The organism is Acinetobacter sp. FDAARGOS_559, from assembly GCF_003940475.1.
GTDB classification, from domain to species: domain Bacteria; phylum Pseudomonadota; class Gammaproteobacteria; order Pseudomonadales; family Moraxellaceae; genus Acinetobacter; species Acinetobacter baumannii.
This window is the reverse complement of record NZ_RKJG01000005.1, coordinates 22788-48857: the sequence shown is the minus strand read 5'-3', so window position 1 is coordinate 48857 and position 26070 is coordinate 22788. Positions and strand designations below refer to the sequence as shown.

Genomic DNA, 26070 nt, shown 5'->3' with positions numbered 1-26070 from the left:
CGCTTTTTTTATTACATAGATTTTATTTGATTTTAGCGTGTGACTTTAAGTATTCGCTGTAATCTTCAAGTATCTGTTGACCACGAGATTGGCGGTAAAGCTGTTTTAATTGTTGCAACTGATCAGCAGGCATAGCGTTAACAGCAGCTGAATTTACATTAGAAACAGCCACAACCACTAACTCATTTGGTAAGTTCGCGGTAGTTACAGACCACATACCTGGTTTTGGCGCAGGAACACTAAATGCTGCACGCTCAATTGCACGTTTTAAACCTTGTGAACGAGTAAATACACCCGCTGATTCAAAAGCAACTTTATTTTTCGCGACAACTTGTTCAGCTGGCTGAGTTTTGAATTCTGTCAGCATTGTAGCGATTTTCGCTTGAGCTGCTTTACGTGCTTTCTCATCAATTACTTTAGCTTTTACTTCATTCATTGCTTGGGCAAGTGGTTTAACACCAGCCGCATGATAGTCACGTACTTTAACCCAAACAGTATCTCCGTTCGCTAATTGAATATTAGATGAAGCATTACGATCGCCATTTTTCACATCATCATTAAACAATTTAATTTTTACGTTAGGATCACTTAAATATGGATTTTGAGTGGCTAAAGTTACACCATTTAATGATTCGATTTTTGTACCTTTAACCTGCTGTACAACAGCGTCTAAAGAATCATTACCAACAATCGTTTCATTCAAGCTATTTACGGTATCTGAATAAACAGATGCAACTTTATTCTTTTCAACTTCTGCAATTAAACGTGGTTTCTCAGCTTCAAATGAAGGAATTTGGTTCGCCTGAGTCTCCGCTTCAATAATATGATAGCCATATTGTGTTTTTACTGGCTGAGAAATTTGACCATTTTTCAAGCTTAAAACAGTTTTATCAAATGCATCAGAGAAAACACCAGGTGCATATGCTTCAACTAATCCACCTTTCGTTTTAGAAGTTGGATCTTCAGAGAACTGAGCTGCTGCTTGAGCAAATGAAAGTCCACCCTGAATTTTTGCATATACATCTTTAGCAAGTTTTTGAGCTGCCGCATCATCACGAGCGTCTGTCGTAATAAGGATATGTTTCACTATGCGTTTAGCATCTTTTTGCTGAGTTTCTACGAACTTTGCATAAGCTTGTTTAAGCTCGGCATCTGTGGCTGGAGCTGGCTTAGCCATTAAAGACGGAGATAAAACAACATAATCTACATCAACAGAAGCAGGCTGTTTAAACTCATTCTGATGTTTGTTGTAGTAATCAGTAGCCTCTTGGTTCGATGCAGTTAAACCAGTTTTATAAGGGTCTAACTTAATACTAGCCAAATGCAATGTACGCTGTTCGGTTTGCAAATTCGCAATTTGCATTAAATCAACTTTACTCACTAAAGAATAATCTGCAAAAGTTGAAGTCAACATTTTTAAAGCGTGATCTTGACGTAAGCTAGCAATTAAACCTTCACTTGTCATGCCAATCGAACGCAAATAATTTTCATATAATTTTTGTGAAAACTGGCCATTTTCTTGCAAACTTGGCTGCTGAGCTAACATTTGCTCGATTTGAGCATCGCTTAAAGAAATACCTAATTTTTCAGCTTGTTGAATGAGCAAATTACGGGATACCAATATATCAAGAGCTTTGGCTTGAATTACCGGTAAATTAAGTAAACTTTCATCACCCTTTACAGCAGCTAAATATTGTTCTTTATACCTTTGCGTTAAAGTTTCAAGGTCTTTTTTTGATATGTCCTGTCCATTTACAGTTTTTGCGACATCTGCCTTGTTTCCCCTATTAAAATATCCTTCAATACCTACAAGCGCTAAAGGGGTCAAAAACAAAACTAAAAGGACTTTGCCGAGCCAACCCTTAATGACTGTACGAAACGATTCCATAAGTATTCCAATATTTTATTTCGAGGAGAATTTTAACTGAAAAACCACAATGAATGAATGAGCAATATTGGTCAATTCAGATTTTTAATAAAAAACGCGCCTATATTGGCGCGTTTAATCATCTTAAAAGATTAAGCAACTGAATCTTTAAGACCTTTACCAGCTTTAAAGCTAGGTACTTTTGTTGCTTTAATTTGAAGCTCTTCACCAGTTTTAGGGTTACGACCAGTACGTGCAGCACGTTCTTTAACACTGAAAGTACCAAAACCAACTAAAGTTACTGTGTCACCTTTTTTAAGTGCTTCAGTAATTGACGCAATTGTCGCATCGAGTGCCTTGCCTGCATCAGTCTTAGATACTCCCCCTTTTTCAGCAATTGCATCGATTAATTCTGATTTATTCATGAATAAAACATCCTCTTAATATCGTTTGTTTAAGGTCCAAGGCTATAGTTTAAAAGGCCATGACGCCTTTATAGCAATGCTTTGGGGGAAAACGCAATACTAGAGCAGAGCTTTTAGCAAAAATAAATGCTAAAAAACTGTTATATATTTGCTAAATCCCTACATTTTTTTACTTTTCATTCAATTTTGCCTTCAATTTCTGATTTTCTTCAATTAAAGCATCTACCTTTATATGCAGTTGAACTAGGAGTTGTTCAATGTGCTGTAAATCCTTCGGAGTGACCAAGCCAATTCTATTTAAAGAGTGGTTTACACTCGTATCTAAAATTTTCTCGACCTTGTCTTTTGTATCAGAAACCGACTCTTTTGCTTTTTCGGTTACTTTACCAACAGTTGTATCTGCTAAATCACCTGTTTTGGATTCTAACTCTTCTCCTACTTTGACTAATGAGTCAAATAGTTTATTCCCTTCTTCTTCGGCACGAGAAAAAGCACCCAAACCTGCCAACCAGATTTGTTTCGTATACTTTCTAAAATCTAATGCAGATTTTCTAGAACTTTTTGATTTTGATTTATTTTTTTCTCCTTGCTCTTCTGCTTGTGTTTCTATGTTTGCATTATCCATTGATCTAAGCTCCTGATCGGATGAGAGAGACGAAGTGTTATTTAACCACAAAATATTCTTATAATAACAAAGTCAAGACTTGATACATTTATGAAACTGTTCTACAAAACAATCATGTCATGTAAATATATTTAACAGGACATTGTGTTAAGTTTGAGATAGGATGTCTCATTCTCTCAATTAATCTCTAATATTTAAGGATAAACTTTTATGAGTGAAACGCAACAAAGACAAAAACATCCACGTCTGTTGCTGAATATTGTTCTAATTATTTTAGAAACTTTTTTCTCATTTATTCTCACCCACGATGGTGTTCTTCGCTTGCAAGCGAAAAAGTTTATCGCCAATAAAATAACAATCCGTATTAATAGCTATTTGCCATTTTTCGATTTCTATGTGCAGTTTACGGAAAAAGGATTGCTATTTGATATTCACTCATATGACCGTCGGATTGATTTAGAAATTAATAGTACTCTCGTTGACCTTATCAAAATTTTTGTTTTTTCAAATCAACGTAGCCTGAATAACATGCGAATTGATGGGGATGCAGAGACTAAAAAAGAACTTATCGATTTAATTTCGCATCTCACTTTACCTAAGCTTCTAGCAGACTGGAAACAGTGGTTCAACGCACCAGATGATGAAGCCGAAGCCCTAGCCTCTCGCAAAAAAATTGCTCCATTACTTGAAAAAATCGACCAACAACGCTCAGAAATAAATTCGTTGCATGTCGAAATTAAACAGTATCAAAACCGAATTGCACGTTTACAACAGCGCCAACGGAACATTAACTTGTGCTTTGGTATAATTAGCCTAATATTTATTGTTTATTTCATATATAATTTGTGGGTAGCTTAACTTATTTTTTCTAATTTGATCCTGCACTTGAATTAAAAATAAAAAAACTTGACTATTTTAGTCGGGATTCATAAAATCCTATTATCTAGTTTTAACATGTGTATCGAATCATGCGCCTTACAACTCGCGGTCGCTACGCAGTGACTGCTCTACTTGATTTAGCTTTGCAGCCAACTGAACAAACGATCACGCTCGCCGAAATTGCCGCACGTCAATCTATTTCAGTTGCTTATTTAGAGCAGTTGTTCGCAAAACTTAAGCGTCATGGGTTAGTTTCTAGTGTTCGCGGTGCAAATGGTGGTTACCATTTGGCTCGAAACGCTGATGAAATTACTGTGTTAGAAATCATTGAAGCCGTAAATGAAACCGTTGATGCAACGCGTTGTGACCATAAAGGCAACTGCCAAAATGGTGCAATGTGTCTTACTCACGATTTATGGCAAGAACTCTCTCATCATATTGCCGACTATTTAGCTAAAATCACTCTTGCCAACCTCATTAGCCGAGACAACGTTCAAACTGTTGCATTACGCCAAAATGTAACTGGCACAGATTCAGCTCTTTTATCGGGTACAGGTATTTGATATGAAACGTCCAATTTATCTTGATTACGCAGCAACCACTCCAGTAGATCCGCAAGTTGCAGAACGTATGATGGAGTGTTTAACTTTCGACGGTACCTTTGGTAATGCTGCATCTCGTTCCCACGCTTATGGCTGGCAGGCAGAAGAAAAAGTTGAATATGCACGTGAGCAAGTCGCAAACTTAATTAAAGCTGACCCACGTGAAATCGTTTGGACTTCTGGTGCAACTGAATCAGACAACCTTGCTCTTAAAGGTGTTGCTCAATTCTATGCATCTAAAGGCAAACATATCATTACAAGTAAAATTGAACATAAAGCTGTTCTCGATCCTTGCCGTGAATTGGAAGAACAAGGTTTTGAAATCACTTATTTAGAGCCAGAACCACAAACAGGTTTAATTACTCCTGAAATGGTTAAGGCTGCCCTTCGCCCAGATACTATTCTTGTTTCTCTTATGATGGTAAACAATGAAATTGGTACAGTTACAGATGTAGCAGCGATCGGTGAATTAACACGTGCAAATAAAACGTTTTTCCATGTAGATGCAGCACAAGCAGCTGGTAAAGTCGATATCGACTTATCTACAATGAAAATTGACTTAATGAGTTTCTCTGCTCATAAAATTTATGGTCCAAAAGGTATCGGCGCATTATATGTACGTCGTAGCCCACGTGTTCGTCTAAAAGCACAAATTCATGGCGGTGGACATGAACGTGGTATGCGTTCTGGTACTTTAGCGACTCACCAAATTGTTGGTATGGGTGAAGCTTTTGAACTTGCAGGCAAAACAATGCATGCAGAACAAGAACGTATTCGTAAACTTCGTGACAAACTTTGGAACGGTTTACAAGACCTTGAACAAGTGTTCTTAAATGGCCACCCAACTCAAAACGTTGCTAACTATTTAAATGTCAGCTTCAACTTTGTTGAAGGTGAATCTTTAATGATGTCGCTTAAAGACGCTGCTGTATCAAGTGGTTCTGCTTGTACTTCTGCTACTTTAGAGCCTTCATATGTTCTTCGCGCATTAGGTTTATCTGATGAGCTAGCACACAGCTCAATTCGCTTTAGTTTTGGTAAATACACGACTGAAGAAGATATTGACCACGTGCTTACAATTACCAAAGCCGCTGTTGAGAAATTACGTGAACTTTCTCCGCTTTGGGATATGTACAAAGAAGGTATCGATCTTTCTACAGTTGAATGGGCAGAACACTAATTATTGAAATTAGTGTTTTAACCCTCATATTAATATTAGGCTGACCCCGAGGTTTGGAGAAGCGAAATGGCTTATAGCGAAAAGGTAATTGATCATTACGAAAATCCACGTAATGTTGGTGTTTTAGACAAAAACTCTGAGAATGTTGGTACAGGTATGGTGGGTGCACCTGCATGTGGCGACGTAATGCGTTTACAGATTCAAGTAAATGACAACGGTGTAATCGAAGAAGCACGTTTCAAGACTTATGGTTGCGGTTCTGCAATTGCATCAAGTTCACTTGTAACAGAATGGTTAAAAGGCAAGACACTTGATGAAGCTCAAGCAATCAAAAACATTGATATTGCAACTGAGCTAGCTCTTCCGCCAGTAAAAGTTCACTGTTCTGTATTAGCTGAAGATGCAATTAAAGCTGCGATTGAAGATTATCGTAGTAAAAAATCAAAAGCTTAATTTGTTACCATTATAAACGTTGGAGTTTTCATGATTCATTTAACTGAAAATGCTGCGACTCATATTAGCAATTACCTTAAAAACCGAGGTAAGGGTGAAGGCATTCGCGTTGGTGTGAAAACTTCTGGTTGTTCTGGGTTGGCTTATGTTCTCGAATTTGTAGATGATATCGATGAACATGATCAAATTTTCGAACAATTCGGCGTTAAGGTTTTTGTAGATCCTAAAAGCTTAGTTTACTTAGACGGCTTAGAAATGGACTATGTTAAAAATGGCCTTAATGAAGGGTTCGAATTTAACAATCCTAATAAAAAGGGTGAATGTGGTTGTGGTGAGTCATTCACTGTTTAATTCTCTCCTTTCCTTTTTCTCATTAAAACAGTGCCTTTTAACAGCACTGTTTTAATGTATTTAATTAATGTGGACCTCATTTCTAATGAATCATTTTGAGTTGTTCAATTTACCTGTGGCACTCGATATCGATTTGGCAAGCTTGAAATCAAATTTCTTAAGTTTGCAACAACAATATCATCCAGATAAAGCCGCAGATAAAGATCAAGCATTGATCAAATCAAGTGAAATCAATCAAGCTTTTAAAACGCTTTCTCAAGTTGATAGCCGCGCTGCTTATCTTTTAGCTCTTAAAAAGCAGGATCATCATCTTGATCAATCTATTAGTGATTTCGAATTTCTACAATCCGCTTTAGAACTTCGTGAACAACTTGATGAAGCGACATCATCTGAACATTTACGTACTTTAAGATTAGAAGTACAACAATGGATTGATGGTTTGGTCCGTGAATTCAAAATTGATTACAGTGAAGAAGATTGGGCAGAAGCACGCGATACCGTACGTAAGTTACGTTTCTTTCAACGTGTTTTAAACGATATTGATAAAGCAGAAGATCAACTGTTAGATGATGAAGACAGTTTTGATTTAGACGACGATTTTTAATTTTGCTTTCTCTACTTTATTTTCAAGGGATTTAACTCATGGCACTTTTGCAAATTGCTGAACCGGGTCAATCCAGTGCCCCACACCAACATCGCATTGCGATTGGTATTGACCTAGGAACAACACACTCATTAGTTGCGACAGTGTTATCAGGCAAACCTAAAGTACTCAATGATGTTCAAAATAGAAGATTACTTCCTTCTATCGTTCATTATGGGGACAATACAACTCATTACGGTGAAGAAGCTAAACCGTTTATCATTGCAGATCCAAAAAATACAATTGTTTCTGTTAAACGATTTATGGGCCGTTCAAAGGCAGATATTAAATTTCAACACCCTTATGAGTTAGTAGGCTCAGAAAATGAAATGCCTGCTTTTGAAACCCGTGCTGGACGCAAAACACCAGTAGAAATCTCAGCTGAAATTTTAAAACAATTAAAAGATCGCGCTGAAGACAGCTTACAAAATCCTGTTAATGGAGCAGTAATTACCGTTCCTGCATATTTCGATGAAGCTCAGCGTCAAGCAACTCGCGATGCAGCTCAACTTGCAGGTTTAAATGTATTACGTTTATTAAATGAGCCTACAGCTGCCGCTGTAGCTTATGGATTAGATCAAGAAAGTAATTTAGCGACCGACCGTAATTATGTAATTTATGACTTAGGTGGCGGTACTTTTGACGTATCTATCTTACGTTTTTCACAAGGCGTATTTGAGGTTTTAGCGACTGGCGGTCACACTGCTTTAGGTGGTGATGACTTAGACCGTCTAATCGTAAAATGGGCTAAAAAACAACTTAATATTGATGTATTAAGTGATAAAGATTATGCCGCATTTATTGTGGCAGCACGTCAAGCTAAAGAACAATTATCAACTCAAGATTCAGTCGAATTAAAGTTACTCGAAGCAACTCTCACACTAGATCGCCCTACATTTGAAAGCATTATTCAAGTAGCATTAGACAAAACGATTAGTGTTTGTAAGCGTGTACTGCGTGATGCAAAACTCGAGTTAACTGATATCCAAAATGTTGTTTTGGTAGGTGGTTCTACGCGCTCTTATGCTGTTCAAAAAGCAGTACGGGAAGTTTTTGCCCAAGAACCTCTTTGCACGATCAACCCGGATGAAGTGGTGGCAATTGGCGCTTCTATTACAGCCAACCAGTTAATCGGTAATAGCCAAGATGGCTCTCTTCTTTTAGATGTAACTCCTCTTTCTCTTGGTCTAGAGACTATGGGAGGACTGGTTGAGCGCCTGATATCTCGTAATACAGCGATTCCTGTTGCACGTCGTCAAGAGTTCACCACTTATCAAGATGGTCAAACTGCTATGTTAATTCATGTAGTTCAAGGCGAACGTGATTTAGTTGAACATTGCCGTTCATTAGGTAGATTTGTACTTCATGGCATTCCACCAATGACTGCAGGCCAAGCTCGTATTGAAGTCACTTTCCAAGTTGATGCAGATGGCTTACTCACCGTTTCTGCTCGTGAAGCAACTTCTGGCGTGCAAGCTCATATTGATATCAAACCATCTTATGGTTTATCTGAGGCGGATACGGAACGCTTATTAATTGAAGGTTTCCAACATGCCGAAGAGGACAAAAATCTTCGTCATTTAAAAGAAACTAAAGTTGAAGCAGAACGTGAGCTTGAGGCTCTTGAGCAAGCATTAAAAGTAGATGCGGATTTACTTGATGAAAAGCAGCTTGACGCACTCAACTCTGCTAAGGAATCATTAAAAGCTCAGCTTGAAGGCAGTGATATTCAAGCAATTGAGCACGCAGTTCAACAACTTAAAGTACATAGTGATGCTTTTGCAGCACTACGGATGAATCGACATATTGACCATGCCTTAAAAGGCACGAAGCTCGATGATTGGTCAAAATCAAATTAAAAGGTATAGGTGATCAATATGCCACGTATTAAAGTACTTCCTCACGCTCAATTTTGCCCAGAAGGAGCAGAATTTGAGGTTGAACAAAATGCAAATCTTTGCCAAAGTTTGCTCAACAAAGGAATCAAAATTGAACATGCTTGTGATATGTCTTGTGCATGTACAACTTGTCATGTGATCGTTCGTAAAGGCTTTGATAGCTTAGAAGAAATGAATGATGTTGAAGCCGATCTTCTAGACCGTGCTTGGGGGTTGGAACCTGACTCACGTCTTTCATGTCAGGTTAAAATTGTAGATGAAGATCTTGAAATTGAGATTCCGAAATACACAATTAACCATGCTTCGGAAAATCACTAATAAATAATAAAAAAAGCTGCTTAGGCAGCTTTTTTTATTTATATAAATTTATACCTGATCTTGTTCTTCATCGATATTTATAGGCTTAACTTCATCCTCAAGTCTAAGCTGAGCAACACCTTGAGTATTAACCAAATTTTGTTGAACTTTAATGCGCTGAATCATTTTTTCAAGCACTTCAACCAACTCAGGGTATTCGTAGTTTTGTACTTCTTCTAAATTTAAAACTAAATGGAAACCTTTATATTCATAATCAAACCATTGTTGATGGTCTGATTTATTTCCTGTGTATTTTTCCATGACTTGCCATGTTTTTACTGCCCCTTGAATACCTTTTAAATAAATTGGAGTTTTAGGCGCACATAGAAAATCACTTTTGATCAATTGATAAGTATCATCAGAAATGAGTATTTCATCAATTTCAGCAGCATACTGTAAACGTGCCGCTAAATTTACGTCGCGACCTACAATCGTATAAGCCATACGATGGGTTGCTCCATAATTCCCTACGTGGCAATAACCCGTACTAATACCCATACGGATATGTAAGGCCGAATATCCCATTTTCTTCCATCGTTCGCGCAGCAGCTTCATTTGCTGACGCATAGCAATTGCCATTTCTACACAGGATTTGGCATCTTGCTCAACCCCTTGTGAATTCGGATCTCCAAAAAATATGAGAATCGCATCTCCCATAAATTTGTCGACCGTCGCCTCATATTGCTTTGCAATTTCAGTCATATGACTTAAATAATCGTTAAGCAAGAAAGCTAAGTCATCAGGAATTAAAGTTTCTGATAGTTCAGTGAACCCCTGAATATCAGAAAAGAATACGGTCATTTTTTTACGTTTATATTCGATTTTTGCTTCAGCTTCCCCACGCATAATTGACTGCCATAATTGTAATGGAGCATAGCGGCTTAACTGATTAGCAAAAGCAATATAACGTGTCATCTGGTCATAATAATGCTGACGTTGCTGACTAATTTTTTTAACCCAGCGGTGTTGGTAATAATTTCCGATAGTGATAAACATTACCAAACCAAGTAAGGTAATTACTGTTAATTCTTGGCTTGTGGCTTCGAAATATGGATGAAAACCAAATAGGAAAAATGTACTTAAATAAAAAATAATCGCCCCAAGCAGACTCGTTAAACAAATAACTGCAAAGGAAATACGACTATTAATTGCTGAGTAAAACAATGCAAAAAGTGCAATAAATGTTGGAACGAGATTAAGGTGCACTCCTGCCAGAGTAACAGCCACTACAATCGCATCTATTGCGAAAAAAACACTTTTTTGAGTTTTCTTATCAAACTGGTACTGCAACCAGTGTTCTAGTTTAGAACTGACAAAAAGCAAAAAAAGAAAAAAAGGAGGAATATAGATTTGATAATTAGTAATTGGTGAGGTAAAGGCATAGATCACTAAAATTAATGACAGAATTGAATATCCCATCAAACGATGAAAATATGCAAACTGCTTAGGTTCCCGATCTATAAACCTCTCTAATTGCACCCTATCCTCCACATTTCAATGTTGCCACATTGATATGTGGCATTACATTGATTTAATCCATGCGCCAATCAAAAGGCATATCACCTTGGCCACGTAGAGCAAGCATAAGAGTCTGACGCATATGAGCTAAAACATCACTTGTATATGGCACAGCTGGTGTACCCCATACAGGTTTCGGCCAAGCTACATCATTTTGATAGCGGACAACATGATGGAAATGCAATTGAGGCACCATATTACCTAAAGCTGCTACATTCATTTTATCAGCACGGAAAACGCGAGATAACTGGCTAGATAACCAGCTTGATTCACGTAGAAACTGTTCTTGGTCAGCTTGACTCAATTCGTATAGTTCCGTGATTCCTGGTACGCGTGGTACTAAAATCAACCAAGGAAATTGCATATCATTCATTAAACGACATGTTGAAAGCGGGAAATCGCCTACAAAAAAAGTATCTTGAGCAAGTTGTGGATGCAAACTAAACATATCTTTTATAAATGACAATAAACAATAATGGCTAATACTATCACATCAGTTTTGATGTGAATATTATTAGTAGCCCGTTTGCTTACAAATAACAATGATTTTATGCACTTATTCATATCTCAAAGTATAAATAGTACATAAAATCCGATTACATCAAAACAAATGTCCTAATTAGCTAGCGCTGGTTAGAAAAACAGGTCTCAGACATGTAGTTCACTCATCAATTTTTGCAATAAATCATTGATAAATTGAATTCGTTTTTCATACTCTTCAAGCTGCACCATCACCTTCAAACGTTGTCCGCCTTCCATACGGTAATAGGTCGGATTTTTTTGCATTAATTGAATAATACTAATGGCCTGAACTGGCGTATCTGGTGAAAACTCAATATTTCCACCTTGAGTATTAATATCAATTTTCGTAATACCTAAATGTTCTGCTTTCAAACGGATTTGATGCACGCTAAATAAGTGCTTAACTGACTGCGGTGGAATACCGAAACGGTCAATAAGCTCCATACGGATGTTATCTAGTTTTTCCTGTGTATCGGTATTACTAATACGTTTATAGAATAATAGACGCTGATGAACATCACCTAGGTAATCATCTGGAATAAGTGCAGGAATATGTAAGTTAATTTCGGCAGTTAACGACAATGGAGCATCAAAATTCGGGGTTTTACCTTGTTGAATTGCTTTAGTCGCTTTCTCAAGCATTTCCATATACAAGCTATATCCTATCGCCTGCATTGAGCCACTTTGTTGCTCGCCTAACAACTCGCCTGCCCCACGAATTTCCAAATCTTCCGTAGCGAGCATAAAGCCTGCACCTAATGTCGAAGCACGTTGAATCGCATCAAGGCGTTTTTCGGCATCACCTTTTAAGTGTTTAATCGAAGGTACTAACAAATAGGCGTATGCTTGGTGATGCGAACGACCTACACGGCCACGTAACTGGTGTAATTGCGCTAAACCAAGTTTATCCGCACGTTCAATTAAAATTGTATTGGCATTTGGAACATCGATACCTGTCTCAATAATGGTTGAGCACACCAGCACATTATATTCTTTGTGATAGAACTGCTGCATAACTTGCTCAAGTTCGCGTTCACGCATTTGTCCATGTGCTACCGCTACACGTGCTTCGGGTACAAGCACACGAATATTTTCAGCAGCTCGCTCAATGGTCTCTACTTCATTATGTAAGAAATAAACTTGTCCACCACGAAGTAACTCACGCAAAATCGCTTCCTTGATTGAAGCATCTGTATGCTCTTGCACAAAGGTTTTTACTGCTAATCGACGGGCTGGCGGAGTCGCAATAATCGACAAATCACGCATACCCGAAAAAGCCATATTAAGCGTACGAGGAATTGGCGTTGCTGTAAGTGTCAACATATCAACATCGGCACGTAAAGCTTTGATACGCTCCTTATCACGCACACCAAAGCGATGCTCCTCGTCTACAACCATTAAACCTAAATCTTTAAACTGAACATTCTCTTGTAGAAGCTTATGTGTACCTACCACAATATCGACTTTACCATTTGCCAAGTCTTCAATATTTTTCAAATGTGTTTTGTTTGAACCAAAACGTGAGAGTACTTCAATACGTACTGGCCAATCAGCAAAACGGTCTTTAAAAGACTCATAATGTTGTTGAGCTAGTAAAGTCGTAGGAACTAAAACAGCGACCTGTTTGCCATTTTGTACCGCTACAAATGCTGCACGCATGGCCACTTCGGTTTTCCCAAAACCCACGTCGCCACACACCAACCTATCCATTGGTTTTGCTTGCTGCATATCATAGAGTGTGGCTTCAATTGCATTAGCCTGATCAAGTGTTTCTTCATACGCAAAGCCACTCGCAAATTGCATATAGAGCGACTGGTCCAGTTCAAAAGCAAAGCCGGGTTTTGACTGACGACGTGCCTGAATATGTAAAAGCTCAGCTGCAACGTCATGAATTTGCTCTAATGCTTTACGCTTAGCTTTACTCCACGCATCAGTACCGATTTTATGTAACGGTGCTAAATCCGGGTCGCCACCACTATAACGGCTAATTAGATGCAAGTTCGTTACTGGAACATAGACTTTTGCATCTTCGGCATAATCTAGTTGTAAGAACTCATAGTCTTGTCCTTCAATCGCGAGTGTAATTAAACCAGCATAACGCCCCACACCATGATCGATATGTACAACAGGAGCACCAATGCTTAGCTCAGTTAAGCTTCGGATCAGAAACTCTTCTGAAACTTCCTGTTGACGCTTGCGACGACGCTGTATAACTCGGTGCTCGTAAAGCTGATTTTCTGAAATAACCGTTAATTGATCAGTTAAAAGTAAACCACGATCTAAAGGTGCATTAGTAATAGCAATTGCGAATTGACTAATTTGGAATTGCTCAAAATTCTCTACATTCGGAATCTCACCTAAACTTGAACGCAACGCATCTTTTAAGCTTTCACGACGTCCTGCACTTTCCGCAACCAATAGAACGGGATGATTTGCTTCATCAATATATTTTTTTACGGCACTAAATGGTTTTTCTTTTTTCGGATCGACTGGCAACTTGGGTGGTTGTTCAGTTTTAAGATTAAGTGCACCAGCTTTTTCTTCAATAGTTTCTGCGCTTACAAGCATTCGTGGAAACTGGTTTAAAGCACTTAGCAGATGATTTGGAGAAATAAATAGCTCTTCTGGAGCAAGAATAGGTTGATCCATATTATGGCGTCGGTCTTCATAACGACGCATAACTTCTTTCCAGAAACTCGTTAAATCAGTATCAATATCATTAGTTGTAATTACTATGCAATTCTTTGGTAAGTATGTTGTAAACATACTTTGTGATTGCATTTGTTCTTTATTAAAAAATAGCGGTAAATAAAATTCAATACCAGGCGATGCTATACCATCTAAAACGTCCTGATAAATTGGATTTTTCTTAGGATTGGCAGTAGGAAAAAACTCAGAATAACGGTCTCTAAAAACTGAACGCCCTTCTTTTAAAGGGAATTCTTTCGCGGGTAAAACCGTAAAACTTTTTAGCGTGGTTGTTGTTCTTTGAGTTTCTGGGTCAAAGAATTTTAAAGAATCAATTTCATCGTCAAATAAATCTATGCGGATTGGAGATTCTTGCCCAGATGCAAAAATATCCATAATACTGCCGCGTACAGCAAACTCACCATGGTCATAAACTGTATCTACTAAGTGGTAGCCCGCCTGAACTAACCTTAATTTTTGTTGTTCTAAATCAAATTTTTGACCCACTTTTATATCAAAGTGTTCTCCCAATACCCATGAGTAAGGTGCAACCCGTTGAGCCAAGGTACTTGCTGAAATCAGTAATACGCCTTGCTGAGGCATATTAGATAAAATAGCAAGACGTTCTGACACAATATCTTGATGGGGAGATAAACGGTCATAAGGCAAAATTTCCCAATCCGGAAAAATTGTCGGCTTAACTCCATAAAACTCAAGTTCACTTTCTAATTGAGCAACATGTTGGTTGTTTCTAGCAACTAATACCAATAAAGAAGAATGTTGAGTGGCAATTTCTTTAAGCAATAAAGCTGCTGATGAACCTAATAATGACCCCACCCAACGCTTTTCACCGGCCTTGAGCTGTTGCAAATTCAATTGAGAGATTTCTTGTTGAAACATGTATATGGCTTTTATGAGCTAAAAAGATATGAGGTTAATAGTAGCATGATGTTTTTAGTGAATTGAGTTATTTTTCTGCAATCAAGCTACTACTTTGTGATACTTTTTTATAGTTCTTAAACAATCATTTGAAGTTATTTGTCTCGTAAAAACATCACATAATATTGGTTTAATACCTGTATGATTGCTTTAAGCTCAAGTAACTTTTCTTGTGTATTACCTAACCTTTCCACATATCGTTGCGTTGCAATCTCTAAATCAATCTTTTCATTAATTTGTGGTGTAATTTGAAATAGCTTAGGTAAGTTATCAAAATTCTGTAATTTACGATTTGAAAAATACTCAAGGTGCTCTGACCACTTTTCATTAATCACGACATCTTTAATAACCGGACCACGCTCTGAATCAAAACTGAGCTGATTCTCTTGTAAATAAATTTGTTCTGGTGTCTCTTTCGAACCTTGAAAAAGTTGGGTTAATTTTTTAAACATCTCATCACATCATATTAATTTCAATTTATATAGTAGAGGTAATCTACTCACCTCTACCATCTAAGTTTATTTTTAATGCCTACTCGTCACCCAAGCCATCTAGAAAATCTACTGTCGGTACGAAAAATAGAGTTCCTGTTTGGGCAGTACTAAAGTCAAGTAATCGATCAAGATTACCTTGCTCATTTCCTAAGAACATATTTTCAAGCATTTGACGTGTCGTACTAAATTTACGTGAGTAACCAATAAAAAAAGTACCATATTCATTTTTGGATGGATTCGAAAAAGGCATATTTGCACGCATAATTTTTAGTTCATTGCCTTCTGCATCATGCGCTTTACTTACTACATTATGTGCTGTTAAAGGTTTCTCCTCATCATCAAGCTCAATATCGTTGAACTTTTTACGCCCGATAACTTTTTCTTGTTCCTCATCGCTTAATGCACGCCATTTTTCCATATCATGGGTATATTTTTGGATAAATGCATAACTTCCCCCAATAAAGTCAGGATCTTCGTTACCCACTAATGCCCATTGTGCAGCAATTACAGGTTCAGGATTTTCTGTTCCATCTACAAAGCCAATAATCGCACGCCCATCGAAATATCGAAAACCATGCACTTCATCAATTGGGTAAGTTACTTTACCTAACTGTTCATTGATGATACTTCCTAACTCATAACATAAAGCTTGTCGATCAGCACGAATATGAAAGAATAAATCCCCGGGTGTTGAAACGGCTGTGTATTTTGGGCCTTTGATTTCTTGAAATGTTTCTAATTCTTGAGGCTTTGCTTGCTGTGGAAATAAAATATCCCACGCGTTTGAGCTAAAACCTAATATGGCATTAAATTTAGTTTCAGGATAACGGTTAGACAAACTTCTGGTTAACGCTGAGAATTTACCAGCAAAATCTTTTACTTTTTCTACAACAGAATCACCTTGAGCTAATCCTAATACAATAAATAAAGCATTTTCTCCAGGATGACTCGTTACAGGCTGAATTCTCATACATTCCATAAAACAGGCCTTATTTTGGTAATTTAAGGTAGTAATTTAGCATATTCATGTTTTTATCGTATGATTTCTTATTGTTGTCGCTTCTTAAAAGAGACTGAGTTATCTCAATCTCTAGTGTGTTTTTCTCATTTATATTTTAACTGCCATATTGTTTTTTTAGGTACTTTACAATTTCCGCAGATTCAAACATTTTAACGCCTGTATTTGGGTCCACTAAATAAGGCACTTGCATTTTACCTTGCATGACCAGCAACAATTTTTCTCGCTTTCCCTCTTTTAAAGGTTCATATTTGCCCGGTTTTAACCGAAGAATCGCAGGCCCCATATCTTGCCATCTTTCTTTGGCAACACTATGTAAAATGTAAGGTAGCTCAAGCTCACTTAATACACTTCTTACTACTCTTGAATACGGACTTGCTTCAAAGCTCCATAGTTCAAGTTTATGCTCAGGCGCAGCTCTATTTACTATTTTTTTATTAATCCAGACCCCACGAGCACCATTTAATAATGTTCCGGCAAACGCCAGATATGGCATTTTTGGATAATTTGAAAACTTATCAGGAGTTTGGCCTGTCTTACCATAGTATTTAAATAAATGATGAATAATATCTTGTGATTCGTATAATTTGTCACCTGTATTTTCATCAATAAAAAAAGGAAACTGTAATTTACCGCCAATTTCTTTAACTATGGAGCGATATTTTAATCCACCTTTCGGGCATGGATAAATTTCGACATCCAAATTTAAAAGTGTAATCACTTCACGAACGCGGCGACAAAATGGTGAACCCTCAAATTCATAAAGTTTAAGAGCTCTAACAGGCTGTTTAGGAAATGCTGTACCTGTAACACCTCTACCACCTTCAGCAATTGCAGACGCTAATGCTTGCAGTACTTTAATTTGATGATTCACCATTATGCATTCCTTTATTTAATTGTGGAGCTAGACTAGTTTTTCTTTAGCAATCACAATTCCATTATTATCTGCATAGATAAAATCACCAGATTGAATTGTGACTCCACCAAAATACAAAGGAATATCTACTTCACCAATGCCCTTACGGTTACTTTTTTGCGGAATTGCAGCCAATGCATGTACACCTAAATCTAAGCTTGCAAGTGCATCAACATCACGTACACAGCCATAAATAACCACACCATTCCAGTTATTTTTAACTGCCGATTCAGCAATCATATCTCCCATAAGTGCACAGCGCATTGAAGCACCACCATCCACAACCAATACCTTCCCTGTACCATCTGTAGCCAGCAACTCTTTTACACGCGAGTTATCTTCAAAACACTTTACAGTCACAACTTGTCCGCCAAAAGTTTGACGTGCACCATAGCTTTTAAAGAACTTACCGTCCATTGAGGGCGTGACTACTTGCAAATCTTTTTCCGGATTGTCATCTAATAAATCACATGTCACAAATGGTACTGTCGACACTTTTATTCTCCCTTATCGAGTTTGTTGTATGCTGAGATTATCATATCGTTTAAAAGCTTCAATTTGCGTTAGTGCCGCTACGACCATGGTATGAGCCAATTGCTCTGCTGTAACTGGTTTATATTTGAAAGGCTTAGTCCATTTATTTTCAATAAGTTTAAATAGACTTTGTCCTAAATCTTCAATAAAACGCACATCGCTACGCTTACCAATCAGTAGAGAAGGTCTAAAAATAGATAATTTTTCGATTCCTAAACTTTGAATATAATCTTCTAATTCGCCTTTTACTTTATTGTAGAAAATTGGCGAATTAGCATTTGCCCCAAGTGCACTAACAATTAAAAAATGAATATGTTTATCTTGGATTAAGTCTGCAAAGTGAGCATTTATCTCATAATCAACTGCATAAAAGCCTTGTTTTGAGCCCGCTATTTTTAAAGTTGTACCTAAGCAACTAAATGCATGAGTATGACCATTCACATCTTCATCATTGAGCAATAAAAAATCGTCTATAACGAGCTGAGTAACTTTCTTATATGTATTAAGTAGTTGTGATTCTTTTCTTACTACAACGGTAATGGCCTCAAATTCTGGTGTTTGCTCAAGTTGTTCAACAAGCGCTAAACCAACGAGTCCTGTAGCACCTACTACAATTGCTTTTTTCGTACTTATAGTCATTTTTTATCCAACCCTCTTTAAGTTTGTATCAAATTTAACCTTTTCTTACGGTTTTAGCAGCCCCTAAAACCGCTTAAAATGCTCTCAAGGCTTGACTTCACGGTATTGATTCATCACAATATGGCACTTGTTTACGGGCTGGTGATGGTTGCACCAGTTTACTGGATTGACCACAGCCCGCCCAGACCAACTTATTTTCAAGGAGTGCAAGAGTGGCAAACTCTGCTCAAGCTAAAAAACGTGCGCGCCAAAACGTTAAAGCGCGTAAACACAACGCAAGCTTGCGTTCTATGGTTCGTACTTACATCAAACGTACTTTAAGTGCAATCGCTGGTGGTGATTATGCTGTTGCTACAGAAGCTTACAAAAAAGCTGTTCCTGTAATCGACCGCATGGCTGATAAAGGCATCATCCACAAAAATAAAGCTGCTCGTCATAAGAGCCGTTTAAATGCTCAAGTTAAAGCTTTAGCTAACTAATTGAAGCATGTAAAAAAAGCCCAACAGGGCTTTTTTTATTGTCTATGTTTTTGTGTTTACTGTACTTTATGGAACTCAGAAACATCTAACTCGTAAGTTTTGCCTCTCCAAATCCACTTTAATTTACAATTTGGAAATTCATCACCTTCAAACCATACAAACAGCCCTTCCATCATGGCAGGCCAATCTGCTTTTTGTATTTGGTTATTGCCTGAAATTACTGCAACAATCGCTGCAATAATTGTGTCGTGACTTACAGCTAAACTTAGACCACTTTTTGTTTTAGGATGAGTTTGATAAATCAGCTCTAATACATCTAATACGCCAGTAATTGGATGTTTCATACCCGGTAAGGCATTGTTCACAAAGCTATTAATAAAACCAAGTGCCCCTTGTTTACGAAAATAAGGCGCCGCCTGTTGAATATCCAGTACAAAGCTACCAGGTTCAACCAACAAACCTTGTTCAACTATTTCAATTGTATGCGTATTCGGTTCAGGGCTCACTCCATCTGCTCCTTCAATCATAAGTGCAGCAGTGTCTACACAACGTTGAATTGGGCTAGAAATGCAATGTTGAATTACACGATCCGTGTTTTTAATTAAATAGCTACCCCATTCCTGAGCAAGCTCACGTCCTTGCGGTGTAAGCTGAAGGTCATATCCTGCCAAGCCTTGCCCATCTACCAACTCTCTTAAGGAGTGACGTGTAAAAAGGGTTACAGGGGTCGAAGCATCAGGCAATAAATCAATTGCTTCAAACATGCTTTTAGGCAATAAATCGAGTGCCATTTTTATCTTGTCATCTTTTCTCAATATTTTGCCACTATAGCATGTCTACAATAACTCTCAATCCAAAACACCTGATTGAGCTAAAGCTTCAAATGCTATTTTTTTGCTTTCCTGATCACGAAATGCGATAAAGCCCCCATTTAATACGGTATCACGCTGGTTATATTCAAAGGGCTTACCTGTTAGAGTGAGTAAACCACCACCTATACTTTCTAATAATCCTTGACCTGAGCTAGTATCCCATTCTGATGTCGGATGAAATCTAGGATAAATATCGATCTCTCCTTCTAACATCATACAAAACTTATAAGCACTACCTGCTTCACGTCGAATTACGGTACGAATCTTTTCAATAGGTTCAATGAATTTCTGATATTTCGGATTTTTACTACTATGACTTAAACCAATTTGTACAGGTGCTTGTGTTGAATAAGGTGTTTTTTGATATTGATACCATTGTTGTTGGCTAAAGCTATATTTAAAAGGTAAATCTTTTAAATAACCTAAATAAACGACCTGTTCACATGGCACAACAATCACCGAAAAAATCGTTTCACGCCCTTCAATCAAACTCAAGTTTATCGTGAACTCATCTCGCTCATGTATAAACTCTTTCGTACCATCAAGTGGATCTAGCATCCAGCAAGAAGTCCAAGCATGGCGAGCGCTATAGTCACTTTCTTCCGATAAAACCGGTAACTCAGGTGTAATTTCTGCAAGATGCTTTAATAAAAAATGATTTACCTTTAAATCTGCTTGCGTTACAGGTGAATCATCATGTTTTTCTTGAATCGTAAATTCATATCCAGCCGAATAATTTTGATATTCTTGTAATAAGATTTGGCTAGCTTCTTCCAAGATTGGTAGTAACTGTTCAATTAAAGCATCATTGGGGCGAGTTGTTGTTATAAACATAAATAAGCTCTATTTACTTTCCTTTTCATTATAAGTGAATTATGACAAATTCAATATTCACCAACAGTCTAGTATCCTTACAAAAAGACTTAACTTTTTATTAAGAACACTATTATTCCTTCAACAGCTGAATCTTTATATTTTAACTTGATTAGACGCTTATTACTCAAGAGAAAGCTCAGTTAATTTTTGTATAGAAAATATGCTATAACTTATGAAAAATAAACAACTTAAAGTAAATTCAACCATTTCTTTTTCACGCATTTCTTGCTATGTTCAATAGCACAATAACAAAATGGAAGACTAAATATGATGCTATATGGATATCACTTCTCAACAATTGAAAATAACTGGGAAGACTTAACTCCATTAAATGAGTTTTTACAAACATTTGCAGATGATGATGGTGATGTCTCCCAAAGAGATAAAGAATCACTTAAAGAAATCATTGCTAAATCCGATACAGCTTTGGCCTTAGCTAAAGAAATGGGTTGGGATGGCAGCTATACAGGCTGTCCTTATTTATTCTGGTTACCAAGTAAAAATACGCAATCTTTTGAATATGGATTTGTTTTTAAACAAACCTCAGATAACTCAACTTTTGTAATCTCACCGATTGAATTGGCTTATCTGGCGCAAGATGAGCAGGTACAAACTTTAAGTAAGAATATTGATTAAGTATCAAAGGTTATTGACTTAAAAATTAAGCCAATAACCTAACTCCAATGCAGTTATTCAAACATACTTAATTGAGGTGTAGGTTTTATAATCTTCTCTTTAGGAACATGTAAACATTCAAATTCCTCAACAGGAAAACCTTCAATAAAGCTTGAAATATCTGGTGTTTCTAAACTTAACCATTCATCTAAGCGGTCATGTGGAATCACAATGACTGATCTTTTAACATCACCCGGTTCATGGAAGTCTTTCATCATGGGATGATCAATCGCATCCATGGTTAACATACTCGCAGAACGGACAATCGTTTCATTCATTTTGCAAATTTCATAGATTGCTGCGATAAAAAAAGCCTGCCCATCTTTACGGTGTACGCCCCACCGCTCAGATTTATCATTTATATATTTACTCTCATAAAACTCCGTGACGGGTATTACACCGAACTTACATTTAAGAGCAGCTTCTTGAAAACTCGGTTTTTGGAAAATCGTTTCATGACGGGCGTTATAAGTATGTTTTGCTATGTTCGTATCTTCTGCCCATTTAGGAACCAAACCGAACATGACTTCACGCCACTCAAAACCTTGCGATGATTTGAATAACAATGGCATTGTCCCACCCGGATAAACCTCATCGGCATAGCTAAAGCCGACCACAGGCAACTGAAGTTGCTGCAATTGGGCAAGAGTTAAAGGCTTAAAGTTGGCACACATAGCAGGAATAAAATACTGTACTTTTACATCTCTTATTTTATAAGTATTTATTCTATAAACCAAATAAAAAGGCACTCGAAAGTGCCTTTAACGACATAACTTTACGCTTAAGAAACGTGCTGAATTCCTTGTGGAATGGCCTGCAATAGTCGTTTGGTGTAGTCATGTTGCGGATGTGCATAGAGCTCATCCGAGTTGGCAATTTCAACAACTTCACCATGATTCATGACCATAACCTGATCAGAGATATATTTCACAACCGACAAGTCATGTGAAATAAAAATATAACTAAGCCCAAACTCATCTTGTAAGTCTTGTAATAAATTAAGTACTTGTGCCTGAACTGAAACATCTAACGCCGAAACAGATTCATCACAAATTAGAATTTCAGGCTTTAGCGTTAAGCAGCGCGCAATCGCAATACGTTGGCGTTGACCGCCCGAGAACTCATGTGGGTATCGATAATAAGCTTGTTCAGGCAGATTCACTCTCTCAAGTAAACCAAGCGCAATTTGCTTACGTTCCGCATCATCTTTACCAATTCCATGAATTTGCATAGGTTCCAATAAGATCTGCCCAATCGTAAAGCGTGGATTTAGTGAAGCATATGGATTTTGAAAGATGATTTGGATCTTCCTTTGATATTTGGCAAACTCTTTTTCAGTTAAAGAAAGAATATCTTTACCTTCAATTAAAGCCTGTCCCCCCGATGCTTGATGTAAGCGCATGAGCAATAACCCGACAGTCGTTTTACCGGAGCCCGATTCTCCTACCAAACCAAGCGTTTTTCCTTTAGCCAATTTAAAAGAAACGCCTTTTACTGCCTGAAATTCTTCTTTGCCAAACAATCCTTTACGACTATAAAAACTTTTTTTCAGATCTTTTACTTCTAAAATAATGTGCTCATCGCCATTTAAACCACGTTTACGCTCAGGAATTTCTGAAACATCAAAGCTTTGCTCAACCAATATATTGTTTTCTTGTCGCATAAAATCACTGGTTACAGGCAAACGATAAGGTCTTTGTGACATTTGAGGACGACAGTAAAGTAAGGCTCGGGTATATACATCTTTAGGCTGTTCCAAAACTTGTTCTGCGGTACCTTGCTCTCTAATTTCACCATGTCGCATCACAATCACTTGATCTGCAATTTCACCAACCAAAGCCAAATCGTGAGTAATAAAAAGCATCGACATTTGACGGCGCTGTCGCAATGATTCAAGTAAATCAATAATTTGCTTTTGAATGGTGACATCAAGTGCCGTAGTCGGTTCATCGGCAATCAGTAGTTTGGGCTCACAAGCAATTGCCATTGCAATCATGACACGTTGCTGCTGACCACCCGAAAGCTGGTTAGGATAAGCATCAATTTTCGTTTCTGGTGACGGTATACCGACCTCTTTAAGCAACTCTAAAACACGTTGTCGTGCCTGTTTTCGGCTCATACCCATATGTAAACACAAAACTTCTGCAATTTGATTGCCAACCGTAAAAACCGGATTTAATGATGACATCGGTTCCTGAAAAATCATGGCAATATCTTTGCCACAGATTTTTCGCATCTCTGTACGCGATAAGCCAAGCAAGTCTTTACCTTCAAAAATAATCTTACTTTTTTCATCAATCTTACTTTGACCTACGGGAAGTAAACCCATAGTTGCTAAAGAAGTGACAGACTTACCACTACCCGATTCACCAACCAAAGCTACAGTCGTATTGGTCGGAATATCAAAGGAAATTCCTTTCACAGTTTCGATATATTGTTTATCTTCACCTTTAAAGCTTACACGTAAGTTTTCAATGTGGAGTAATGGGGTCTTTTTTTCTTGTTCTGACATTTGGATTTCCTCTTATTTTAGTTTCGGGTCTAATGCATCGCGTAGCGCATCAGTAAACATTGAAAATGCCGTAACCAAAACAGCCATTGCGACAGAGGCTGCGACAAGCTGCCACCACTTACCTAAAAGAAGTTCACTTTGTGCTTCATTTAACATACTGCCCCAAGACACTACACCTACTGGCACACCGAACCCTAAGAAACTCAAAATCACTTCTGATTTAATAAAAGAAACCACCAAAATAGACATTTGGACCAATGCAATATGGCTGACGTTAGGAAAAATATGAATAAACATACGGCGAAAATGACCGACACCAATCGCTTTAGCTGCAAGTACATATTCGCGTGCCGTATGTTTCATATATTCAGCACGAATTAACCGATAGACACCTGTCCAGCCCGTTAAGCCTAAAATCAGAACAATAGATAAAATGCCCTTTTGTTGTAGTACAGCAGCAATCGCAAGAACTAATAATAAATATGGAATGGAAGTAAAAATATTATAAAACCAGTTGAGAATATCATCGACCCAACCACCAAAATAACCTGAAATTGCCCCTAAAAGCGTTCCTAATGTGACTGCCAGTAAGGCAGAAACAAGCCCTACAATAATTGAAGTTTCAGCGCCTTTAATGGTTTTTTTAAGGACGTCTTGCCCCCATTTGTCAGCACCAAAAATTAGGGTACTTTTTAGTTCACTTTGCTGATCAAGTAAATGTCCACCGAGTTGCTGATCAATTGCTTTCATATCATCAGCTAATGGATCAACTACACCATAATAATCAATTGCACTTCCAGAGCTCTTTTCTTGTTTGATTTCAGCCTTGAGTTGGTGAATTACATCTTTTAAAGGATCGACTGGATTTTCCGGTAATTCCTCATCTACAGCGGCTGTACTTTTCAAAGCTTCAGTTGTCTTATCTGCACCTATAAATGTAGGAGGCGCATAACTGACAGCAACTTCTTTATTCCAATCAGATGCAATCACACCCGTGAGAGATAGTATTAATACGATCAAATAGAACAACACAACAATGAGCGATGCCATTGCAATTTTATCGGCCCGGAGACGACGCATGGCAAGTCGCCATAGCCCCGCTGAAGCAGGAGCTGTCTGGGTTTCTAACTTTCTTTTTGATAAAACACTCAGCATAACCCACCTACTTCAACTGTACACGTGGATCAACCACTTTGTAGACCAAGTCCGCAATCAAATTAAAAATCATGGTTGCAGCTGCAATATATACAGTAATGGCTTTGATGACAGGAAAATCACTACGCTCTACAGCAATAATCACTTCACGACCAATACCGGGAATACCAAAAAAGCGTTCAATTAAAAATGCACCTATCAATAATGCCGGTAAATTTGACATCACATCGGTAATAATCGGAATTGAGGCATTACGTAGAACATGCACGCTTAAAATTCGGCTTTCCCCTACACCTTTAGCACGTGCGGTTCTCACATAATCCTGATTTACCTCATCAAGCACAAAGCTACGATATAAACGTAAAGTAGGTGCAATACTCACCACCAGCATGATTAGAATTGGTAGTAAGGAAAACTTAAATAAATTGTCGGTAAAACTATCGCTCCATCCCTGTACTGGAAACCAGCTCAGTTGATAAGCCAGAACATATTGAAAAACAATAATGTAAACCAAAATACTAATCGACATACCGATGGTACATAACATCATGACCATACGATCAGTTAGAGAGCCACGTACCGCCGCTACAGCCAATGCTAAAATAATTGAAATAACTGTTTGTAAAATGGTGAGTGGAATTAAAAGTGTGAGCGACGGTCCTAATCGAGTTAAGATAATTTGTGAAACGGATTCACCTGTGCTCCAACTTGCGCCATAGTCAAAAGTAAGAATTTGCTTAATAAAAATCCAAAGTTGAACATAATAAGGTTGATCAACACCTAACTGTTTACGGATATTTTCAATCTGCTCAGGGTTAGACATCTTACCTGCCAGAATATAGGCAGGATCTCCACCGACCCAATTAAATAAGATAAAAATAAGCAGCACTACTCCCAACATGGTTGGAATCATCTGCCATAAACGCCGAATAACATATGCCAGCATAGTGATA

General features: G+C 37.7%; 27 protein-coding genes. 10 read left to right on the top strand and 17 right to left on the bottom strand.

Annotated elements, in window-relative coordinates; all coding sequences use genetic code 11:
- Nucleotides 1–22: 22 nt before the first annotated feature.
- The 3 genes from EGS71_RS01665 to EGS71_RS01655 all read right to left on the bottom strand — a co-directional run bounded on the left by EGS71_RS01665 (nucleotide 23) and on the right by EGS71_RS01655 (nucleotide 2917).
- Nucleotides 23–1888: a SurA N-terminal domain-containing protein gene (locus EGS71_RS01665; RefSeq protein ID WP_000443436.1), complete on the bottom strand. Its 1866-nt coding sequence runs from the start codon at nucleotides 1886–1888 to the stop codon at nucleotides 23–25.
- A 131-nt stretch (nucleotides 1889–2019) separates the two neighbouring features.
- A complete protein-coding gene (locus tag EGS71_RS01660) occupies nucleotides 2020–2292 on the bottom strand; it encodes an HU family DNA-binding protein (RefSeq protein ID WP_001043034.1) in 273 nt (90 codons plus the stop codon).
- A 169-nt stretch (nucleotides 2293–2461) separates the two neighbouring features.
- Nucleotides 2462–2917 (bottom strand): phasin family protein, encoded by a 456-nt coding sequence (locus EGS71_RS01655; protein WP_000368000.1) that lies wholly within the window; start codon nucleotides 2915–2917, stop codon nucleotides 2462–2464.
- A 210-nt stretch (nucleotides 2918–3127) separates the two neighbouring features.
- Here EGS71_RS01655 and EGS71_RS01650 point away from each other — a divergent pair, with 210 nt between their 5' ends.
- The 8 genes from EGS71_RS01650 to fdx all read left to right on the top strand — a co-directional run bounded on the left by EGS71_RS01650 (nucleotide 3128) and on the right by fdx (nucleotide 9241).
- Nucleotides 3128–3775, top strand: coding sequence for a hypothetical protein (locus EGS71_RS01650; RefSeq protein ID WP_000005343.1), 648 nt, complete (start codon nucleotides 3128–3130; stop codon nucleotides 3773–3775).
- A gap of 110 nt (nucleotides 3776–3885) precedes the next feature.
- Nucleotides 3886–4359: an Rrf2 family transcriptional regulator gene (locus EGS71_RS01645; protein WP_001241480.1), complete on the top strand. Its 474-nt coding sequence runs from the start codon at nucleotides 3886–3888 to the stop codon at nucleotides 4357–4359.
- Nucleotide 4360: 1 nt separating this feature from the next.
- Complete coding sequence (locus EGS71_RS01640; RefSeq protein WP_000828390.1) at nucleotides 4361–5578, top strand: IscS subfamily cysteine desulfurase; 1218 nt, start codon at nucleotides 4361–4363, stop codon at nucleotides 5576–5578.
- A gap of 66 nt (nucleotides 5579–5644) precedes the next feature.
- Nucleotides 5645–6031, top strand: coding sequence for a Fe-S cluster assembly scaffold IscU (iscU, locus tag EGS71_RS01635; RefSeq protein WP_000331712.1), 387 nt, complete (start codon nucleotides 5645–5647; stop codon nucleotides 6029–6031).
- A gap of 30 nt (nucleotides 6032–6061) precedes the next feature.
- Nucleotides 6062–6382: an iron-sulfur cluster assembly protein IscA gene (gene iscA / locus EGS71_RS01630; protein WP_000581597.1), complete on the top strand. Its 321-nt coding sequence runs from the start codon at nucleotides 6062–6064 to the stop codon at nucleotides 6380–6382.
- Nucleotides 6383–6467: 85 nt separating this feature from the next.
- A complete protein-coding gene (gene hscB / locus EGS71_RS01625; RefSeq protein WP_001015254.1) occupies nucleotides 6468–6986 on the top strand; it encodes a Fe-S protein assembly co-chaperone HscB in 519 nt (172 codons plus the stop codon).
- 38 nt (nucleotides 6987–7024) lie between these two features.
- Nucleotides 7025–8884 (top strand): Fe-S protein assembly chaperone HscA, encoded by a 1860-nt coding sequence (gene hscA, locus EGS71_RS01620; protein WP_001196579.1) that lies wholly within the window; start codon nucleotides 7025–7027, stop codon nucleotides 8882–8884.
- Between the two features lie 18 nt (nucleotides 8885–8902).
- A complete protein-coding gene (fdx, locus tag EGS71_RS01615) occupies nucleotides 8903–9241 on the top strand; it encodes an ISC system 2Fe-2S type ferredoxin (protein WP_001137382.1) in 339 nt (112 codons plus the stop codon).
- Nucleotides 9242–9289: 48 nt separating this feature from the next.
- Here the strand turns inward: fdx and EGS71_RS01610 are convergent, their stop codons facing one another.
- The 8 genes from EGS71_RS01610 to EGS71_RS01575 all read right to left on the bottom strand — a co-directional run bounded on the left by EGS71_RS01610 (nucleotide 9290) and on the right by EGS71_RS01575 (nucleotide 18548).
- On the bottom strand, nucleotides 9290–10759 hold the full coding sequence (locus EGS71_RS01610; RefSeq protein WP_001175660.1) for an adenylate/guanylate cyclase domain-containing protein: 1470 nt from the start codon (nucleotides 10757–10759) through the stop codon (nucleotides 9290–9292).
- A 52-nt stretch (nucleotides 10760–10811) separates the two neighbouring features.
- Complete coding sequence (locus EGS71_RS01605; protein ID WP_000492048.1) at nucleotides 10812–11246, bottom strand: HIT domain-containing protein; 435 nt, start codon at nucleotides 11244–11246, stop codon at nucleotides 10812–10814.
- Between the two features lie 200 nt (nucleotides 11247–11446).
- Nucleotides 11447–14908, bottom strand: a complete 3462-nt coding sequence (gene mfd / locus EGS71_RS01600; protein WP_000487584.1) for a transcription-repair coupling factor — start codon at nucleotides 14906–14908, stop codon at nucleotides 11447–11449.
- 134 nt (nucleotides 14909–15042) lie between these two features.
- Nucleotides 15043–15399 carry a hypothetical protein gene (locus tag EGS71_RS01595; RefSeq protein WP_000473795.1) on the bottom strand — a complete coding sequence of 119 codons (357 nt, stop codon included), beginning with the start codon at nucleotides 15397–15399 and terminating at the stop codon, nucleotides 15043–15045.
- A 79-nt stretch (nucleotides 15400–15478) separates the two neighbouring features.
- The gene (locus tag EGS71_RS01590; RefSeq protein ID WP_001222568.1) at nucleotides 15479–16411 is read right to left on the bottom strand and encodes a Dyp-type peroxidase; all 933 of its coding nucleotides are present in this window, start codon (nucleotides 16409–16411) and stop codon (nucleotides 15479–15481) included.
- A gap of 145 nt (nucleotides 16412–16556) precedes the next feature.
- The gene (locus tag EGS71_RS01585) at nucleotides 16557–17339 is read right to left on the bottom strand and encodes a glutathione S-transferase N-terminal domain-containing protein (RefSeq protein WP_085944070.1); all 783 of its coding nucleotides are present in this window, start codon (nucleotides 17337–17339) and stop codon (nucleotides 16557–16559) included.
- A 24-nt stretch (nucleotides 17340–17363) separates the two neighbouring features.
- Complete coding sequence (gene rraA / locus EGS71_RS01580) at nucleotides 17364–17870, bottom strand: ribonuclease E activity regulator RraA (RefSeq protein ID WP_000108825.1); 507 nt, start codon at nucleotides 17868–17870, stop codon at nucleotides 17364–17366.
- Between the two features lie 12 nt (nucleotides 17871–17882).
- Nucleotides 17883–18548 (bottom strand): NAD(P)H-binding protein, encoded by a 666-nt coding sequence (locus EGS71_RS01575; RefSeq protein ID WP_000156076.1) that lies wholly within the window; start codon nucleotides 18546–18548, stop codon nucleotides 17883–17885.
- Nucleotides 18549–18760: 212 nt separating this feature from the next.
- Between EGS71_RS01575 and rpsT the strand changes: the two genes are divergently transcribed.
- Nucleotides 18761–19027, top strand: coding sequence for a 30S ribosomal protein S20 (rpsT, locus tag EGS71_RS01570; protein WP_000013652.1), 267 nt, complete (start codon nucleotides 18761–18763; stop codon nucleotides 19025–19027).
- A gap of 56 nt (nucleotides 19028–19083) precedes the next feature.
- On the opposite strand, the gene EGS71_RS01565 is transcribed toward rpsT, so the two are convergent.
- Together EGS71_RS01565 and EGS71_RS01560 are read right to left on the bottom strand one after the other, a co-directional pair.
- Complete coding sequence (locus EGS71_RS01565; RefSeq protein WP_001162376.1) at nucleotides 19084–19818, bottom strand: histidine phosphatase family protein; 735 nt, start codon at nucleotides 19816–19818, stop codon at nucleotides 19084–19086.
- A 57-nt stretch (nucleotides 19819–19875) separates the two neighbouring features.
- Entirely contained in the window at nucleotides 19876–20733 is an 858-nt protein-coding gene (locus EGS71_RS01560) for a 3'(2'),5'-bisphosphate nucleotidase CysQ family protein (protein WP_000471055.1), read from the bottom strand.
- A 309-nt stretch (nucleotides 20734–21042) separates the two neighbouring features.
- On the opposite strand from EGS71_RS01560, the gene EGS71_RS01555 reads away from it, so the two are divergent.
- Nucleotides 21043–21411, top strand: coding sequence for a hypothetical protein (locus EGS71_RS01555; RefSeq protein WP_000979740.1), 369 nt, complete (start codon nucleotides 21043–21045; stop codon nucleotides 21409–21411).
- Between the two features lie 53 nt (nucleotides 21412–21464).
- Here the strand turns inward: EGS71_RS01555 and EGS71_RS01550 are convergent, their stop codons facing one another.
- From EGS71_RS01550 to EGS71_RS01535, 4 genes are all read right to left on the bottom strand, one after another.
- Complete coding sequence (locus tag EGS71_RS01550) at nucleotides 21465–22124, bottom strand: SOS response-associated peptidase family protein (protein ID WP_000332560.1); 660 nt, start codon at nucleotides 22122–22124, stop codon at nucleotides 21465–21467.
- A 107-nt stretch (nucleotides 22125–22231) separates the two neighbouring features.
- Nucleotides 22232–23962, bottom strand: a complete 1731-nt coding sequence (locus EGS71_RS01545) for an ABC transporter ATP-binding protein (protein ID WP_001295038.1) — start codon at nucleotides 23960–23962, stop codon at nucleotides 22232–22234.
- 12 nt (nucleotides 23963–23974) lie between these two features.
- Entirely contained in the window at nucleotides 23975–25117 is a 1143-nt protein-coding gene (locus tag EGS71_RS01540; protein ID WP_000953840.1) for an ABC transporter permease, read from the bottom strand.
- Between the two features lie 7 nt (nucleotides 25118–25124).
- The gene (locus tag EGS71_RS01535) at nucleotides 25125–26063 is read right to left on the bottom strand and encodes an ABC transporter permease (protein WP_000881924.1); all 939 of its coding nucleotides are present in this window, start codon (nucleotides 26061–26063) and stop codon (nucleotides 25125–25127) included.
- Nucleotides 26064–26070 lie beyond the last annotated feature (7 nt).

Coding starts and splice junctions, on each gene's coding strand:
- EGS71_RS01665 (WP_000443436.1), bottom strand. CDS start 1,888: ATGGAATCGTTTCGTACAGTCATTAAGGGTTGGCTCGGCAAAGTCCTT.
- EGS71_RS01660 (WP_001043034.1), bottom strand. CDS start 2,292: ATGAATAAATCAGAATTAATCGATGCAATTGCTGAAAAAGGGGGAGTA.
- EGS71_RS01655 (WP_000368000.1), bottom strand. CDS start 2,917: ATGGATAATGCAAACATAGAAACACAAGCAGAAGAGCAAGGAGAAAAA.
- EGS71_RS01650 (WP_000005343.1), top strand. CDS start 3,128: ATGAGTGAAACGCAACAAAGACAAAAACATCCACGTCTGTTGCTGAAT.
- EGS71_RS01645 (WP_001241480.1), top strand. CDS start 3,886: ATGCGCCTTACAACTCGCGGTCGCTACGCAGTGACTGCTCTACTTGAT.
- EGS71_RS01640 (WP_000828390.1), top strand. CDS start 4,361: ATGAAACGTCCAATTTATCTTGATTACGCAGCAACCACTCCAGTAGAT.
- iscU (WP_000331712.1), top strand. CDS start 5,645: ATGGCTTATAGCGAAAAGGTAATTGATCATTACGAAAATCCACGTAAT.
- iscA (WP_000581597.1), top strand. CDS start 6,062: ATGATTCATTTAACTGAAAATGCTGCGACTCATATTAGCAATTACCTT.
- hscB (WP_001015254.1), top strand. CDS start 6,468: ATGAATCATTTTGAGTTGTTCAATTTACCTGTGGCACTCGATATCGAT.
- hscA (WP_001196579.1), top strand. CDS start 7,025: ATGGCACTTTTGCAAATTGCTGAACCGGGTCAATCCAGTGCCCCACAC.
- fdx (WP_001137382.1), top strand. CDS start 8,903: ATGCCACGTATTAAAGTACTTCCTCACGCTCAATTTTGCCCAGAAGGA.
- EGS71_RS01605 (WP_000492048.1), bottom strand. CDS start 11,246: ATGTTTAGTTTGCATCCACAACTTGCTCAAGATACTTTTTTTGTAGGC.
- mfd (WP_000487584.1), bottom strand. CDS start 14,908: ATGTTTCAACAAGAAATCTCTCAATTGAATTTGCAACAGCTCAAGGCC.
- EGS71_RS01595 (WP_000473795.1), bottom strand. CDS start 15,399: ATGTTTAAAAAATTAACCCAACTTTTTCAAGGTTCGAAAGAGACACCA.
- EGS71_RS01590 (WP_001222568.1), bottom strand. CDS start 16,411: ATGAGAATTCAGCCTGTAACGAGTCATCCTGGAGAAAATGCTTTATTT.
- EGS71_RS01575 (WP_000156076.1), bottom strand. CDS start 18,548: ATGACTATAAGTACGAAAAAAGCAATTGTAGTAGGTGCTACAGGACTC.
- EGS71_RS01565 (WP_001162376.1), bottom strand. CDS start 19,818: ATGGCACTCGATTTATTGCCTAAAAGCATGTTTGAAGCAATTGATTTA.
- EGS71_RS01560 (WP_000471055.1), bottom strand. CDS start 20,733: ATGTTTATAACAACAACTCGCCCCAATGATGCTTTAATTGAACAGTTA.
- EGS71_RS01555 (WP_000979740.1), top strand. CDS start 21,043: ATGATGCTATATGGATATCACTTCTCAACAATTGAAAATAACTGGGAA.
- EGS71_RS01550 (WP_000332560.1), bottom strand. CDS start 22,124: ATGTGTGCCAACTTTAAGCCTTTAACTCTTGCCCAATTGCAGCAACTT.
- EGS71_RS01545 (WP_001295038.1), bottom strand. CDS start 23,962: ATGTCAGAACAAGAAAAAAAGACCCCATTACTCCACATTGAAAACTTA.
- EGS71_RS01540 (WP_000953840.1), bottom strand. CDS start 25,117: ATGCTGAGTGTTTTATCAAAAAGAAAGTTAGAAACCCAGACAGCTCCT.
- EGS71_RS01535 (WP_000881924.1), bottom strand. CDS start 26,063: ATGCTGGCATATGTTATTCGGCGTTTATGGCAGATGATTCCAACCATG.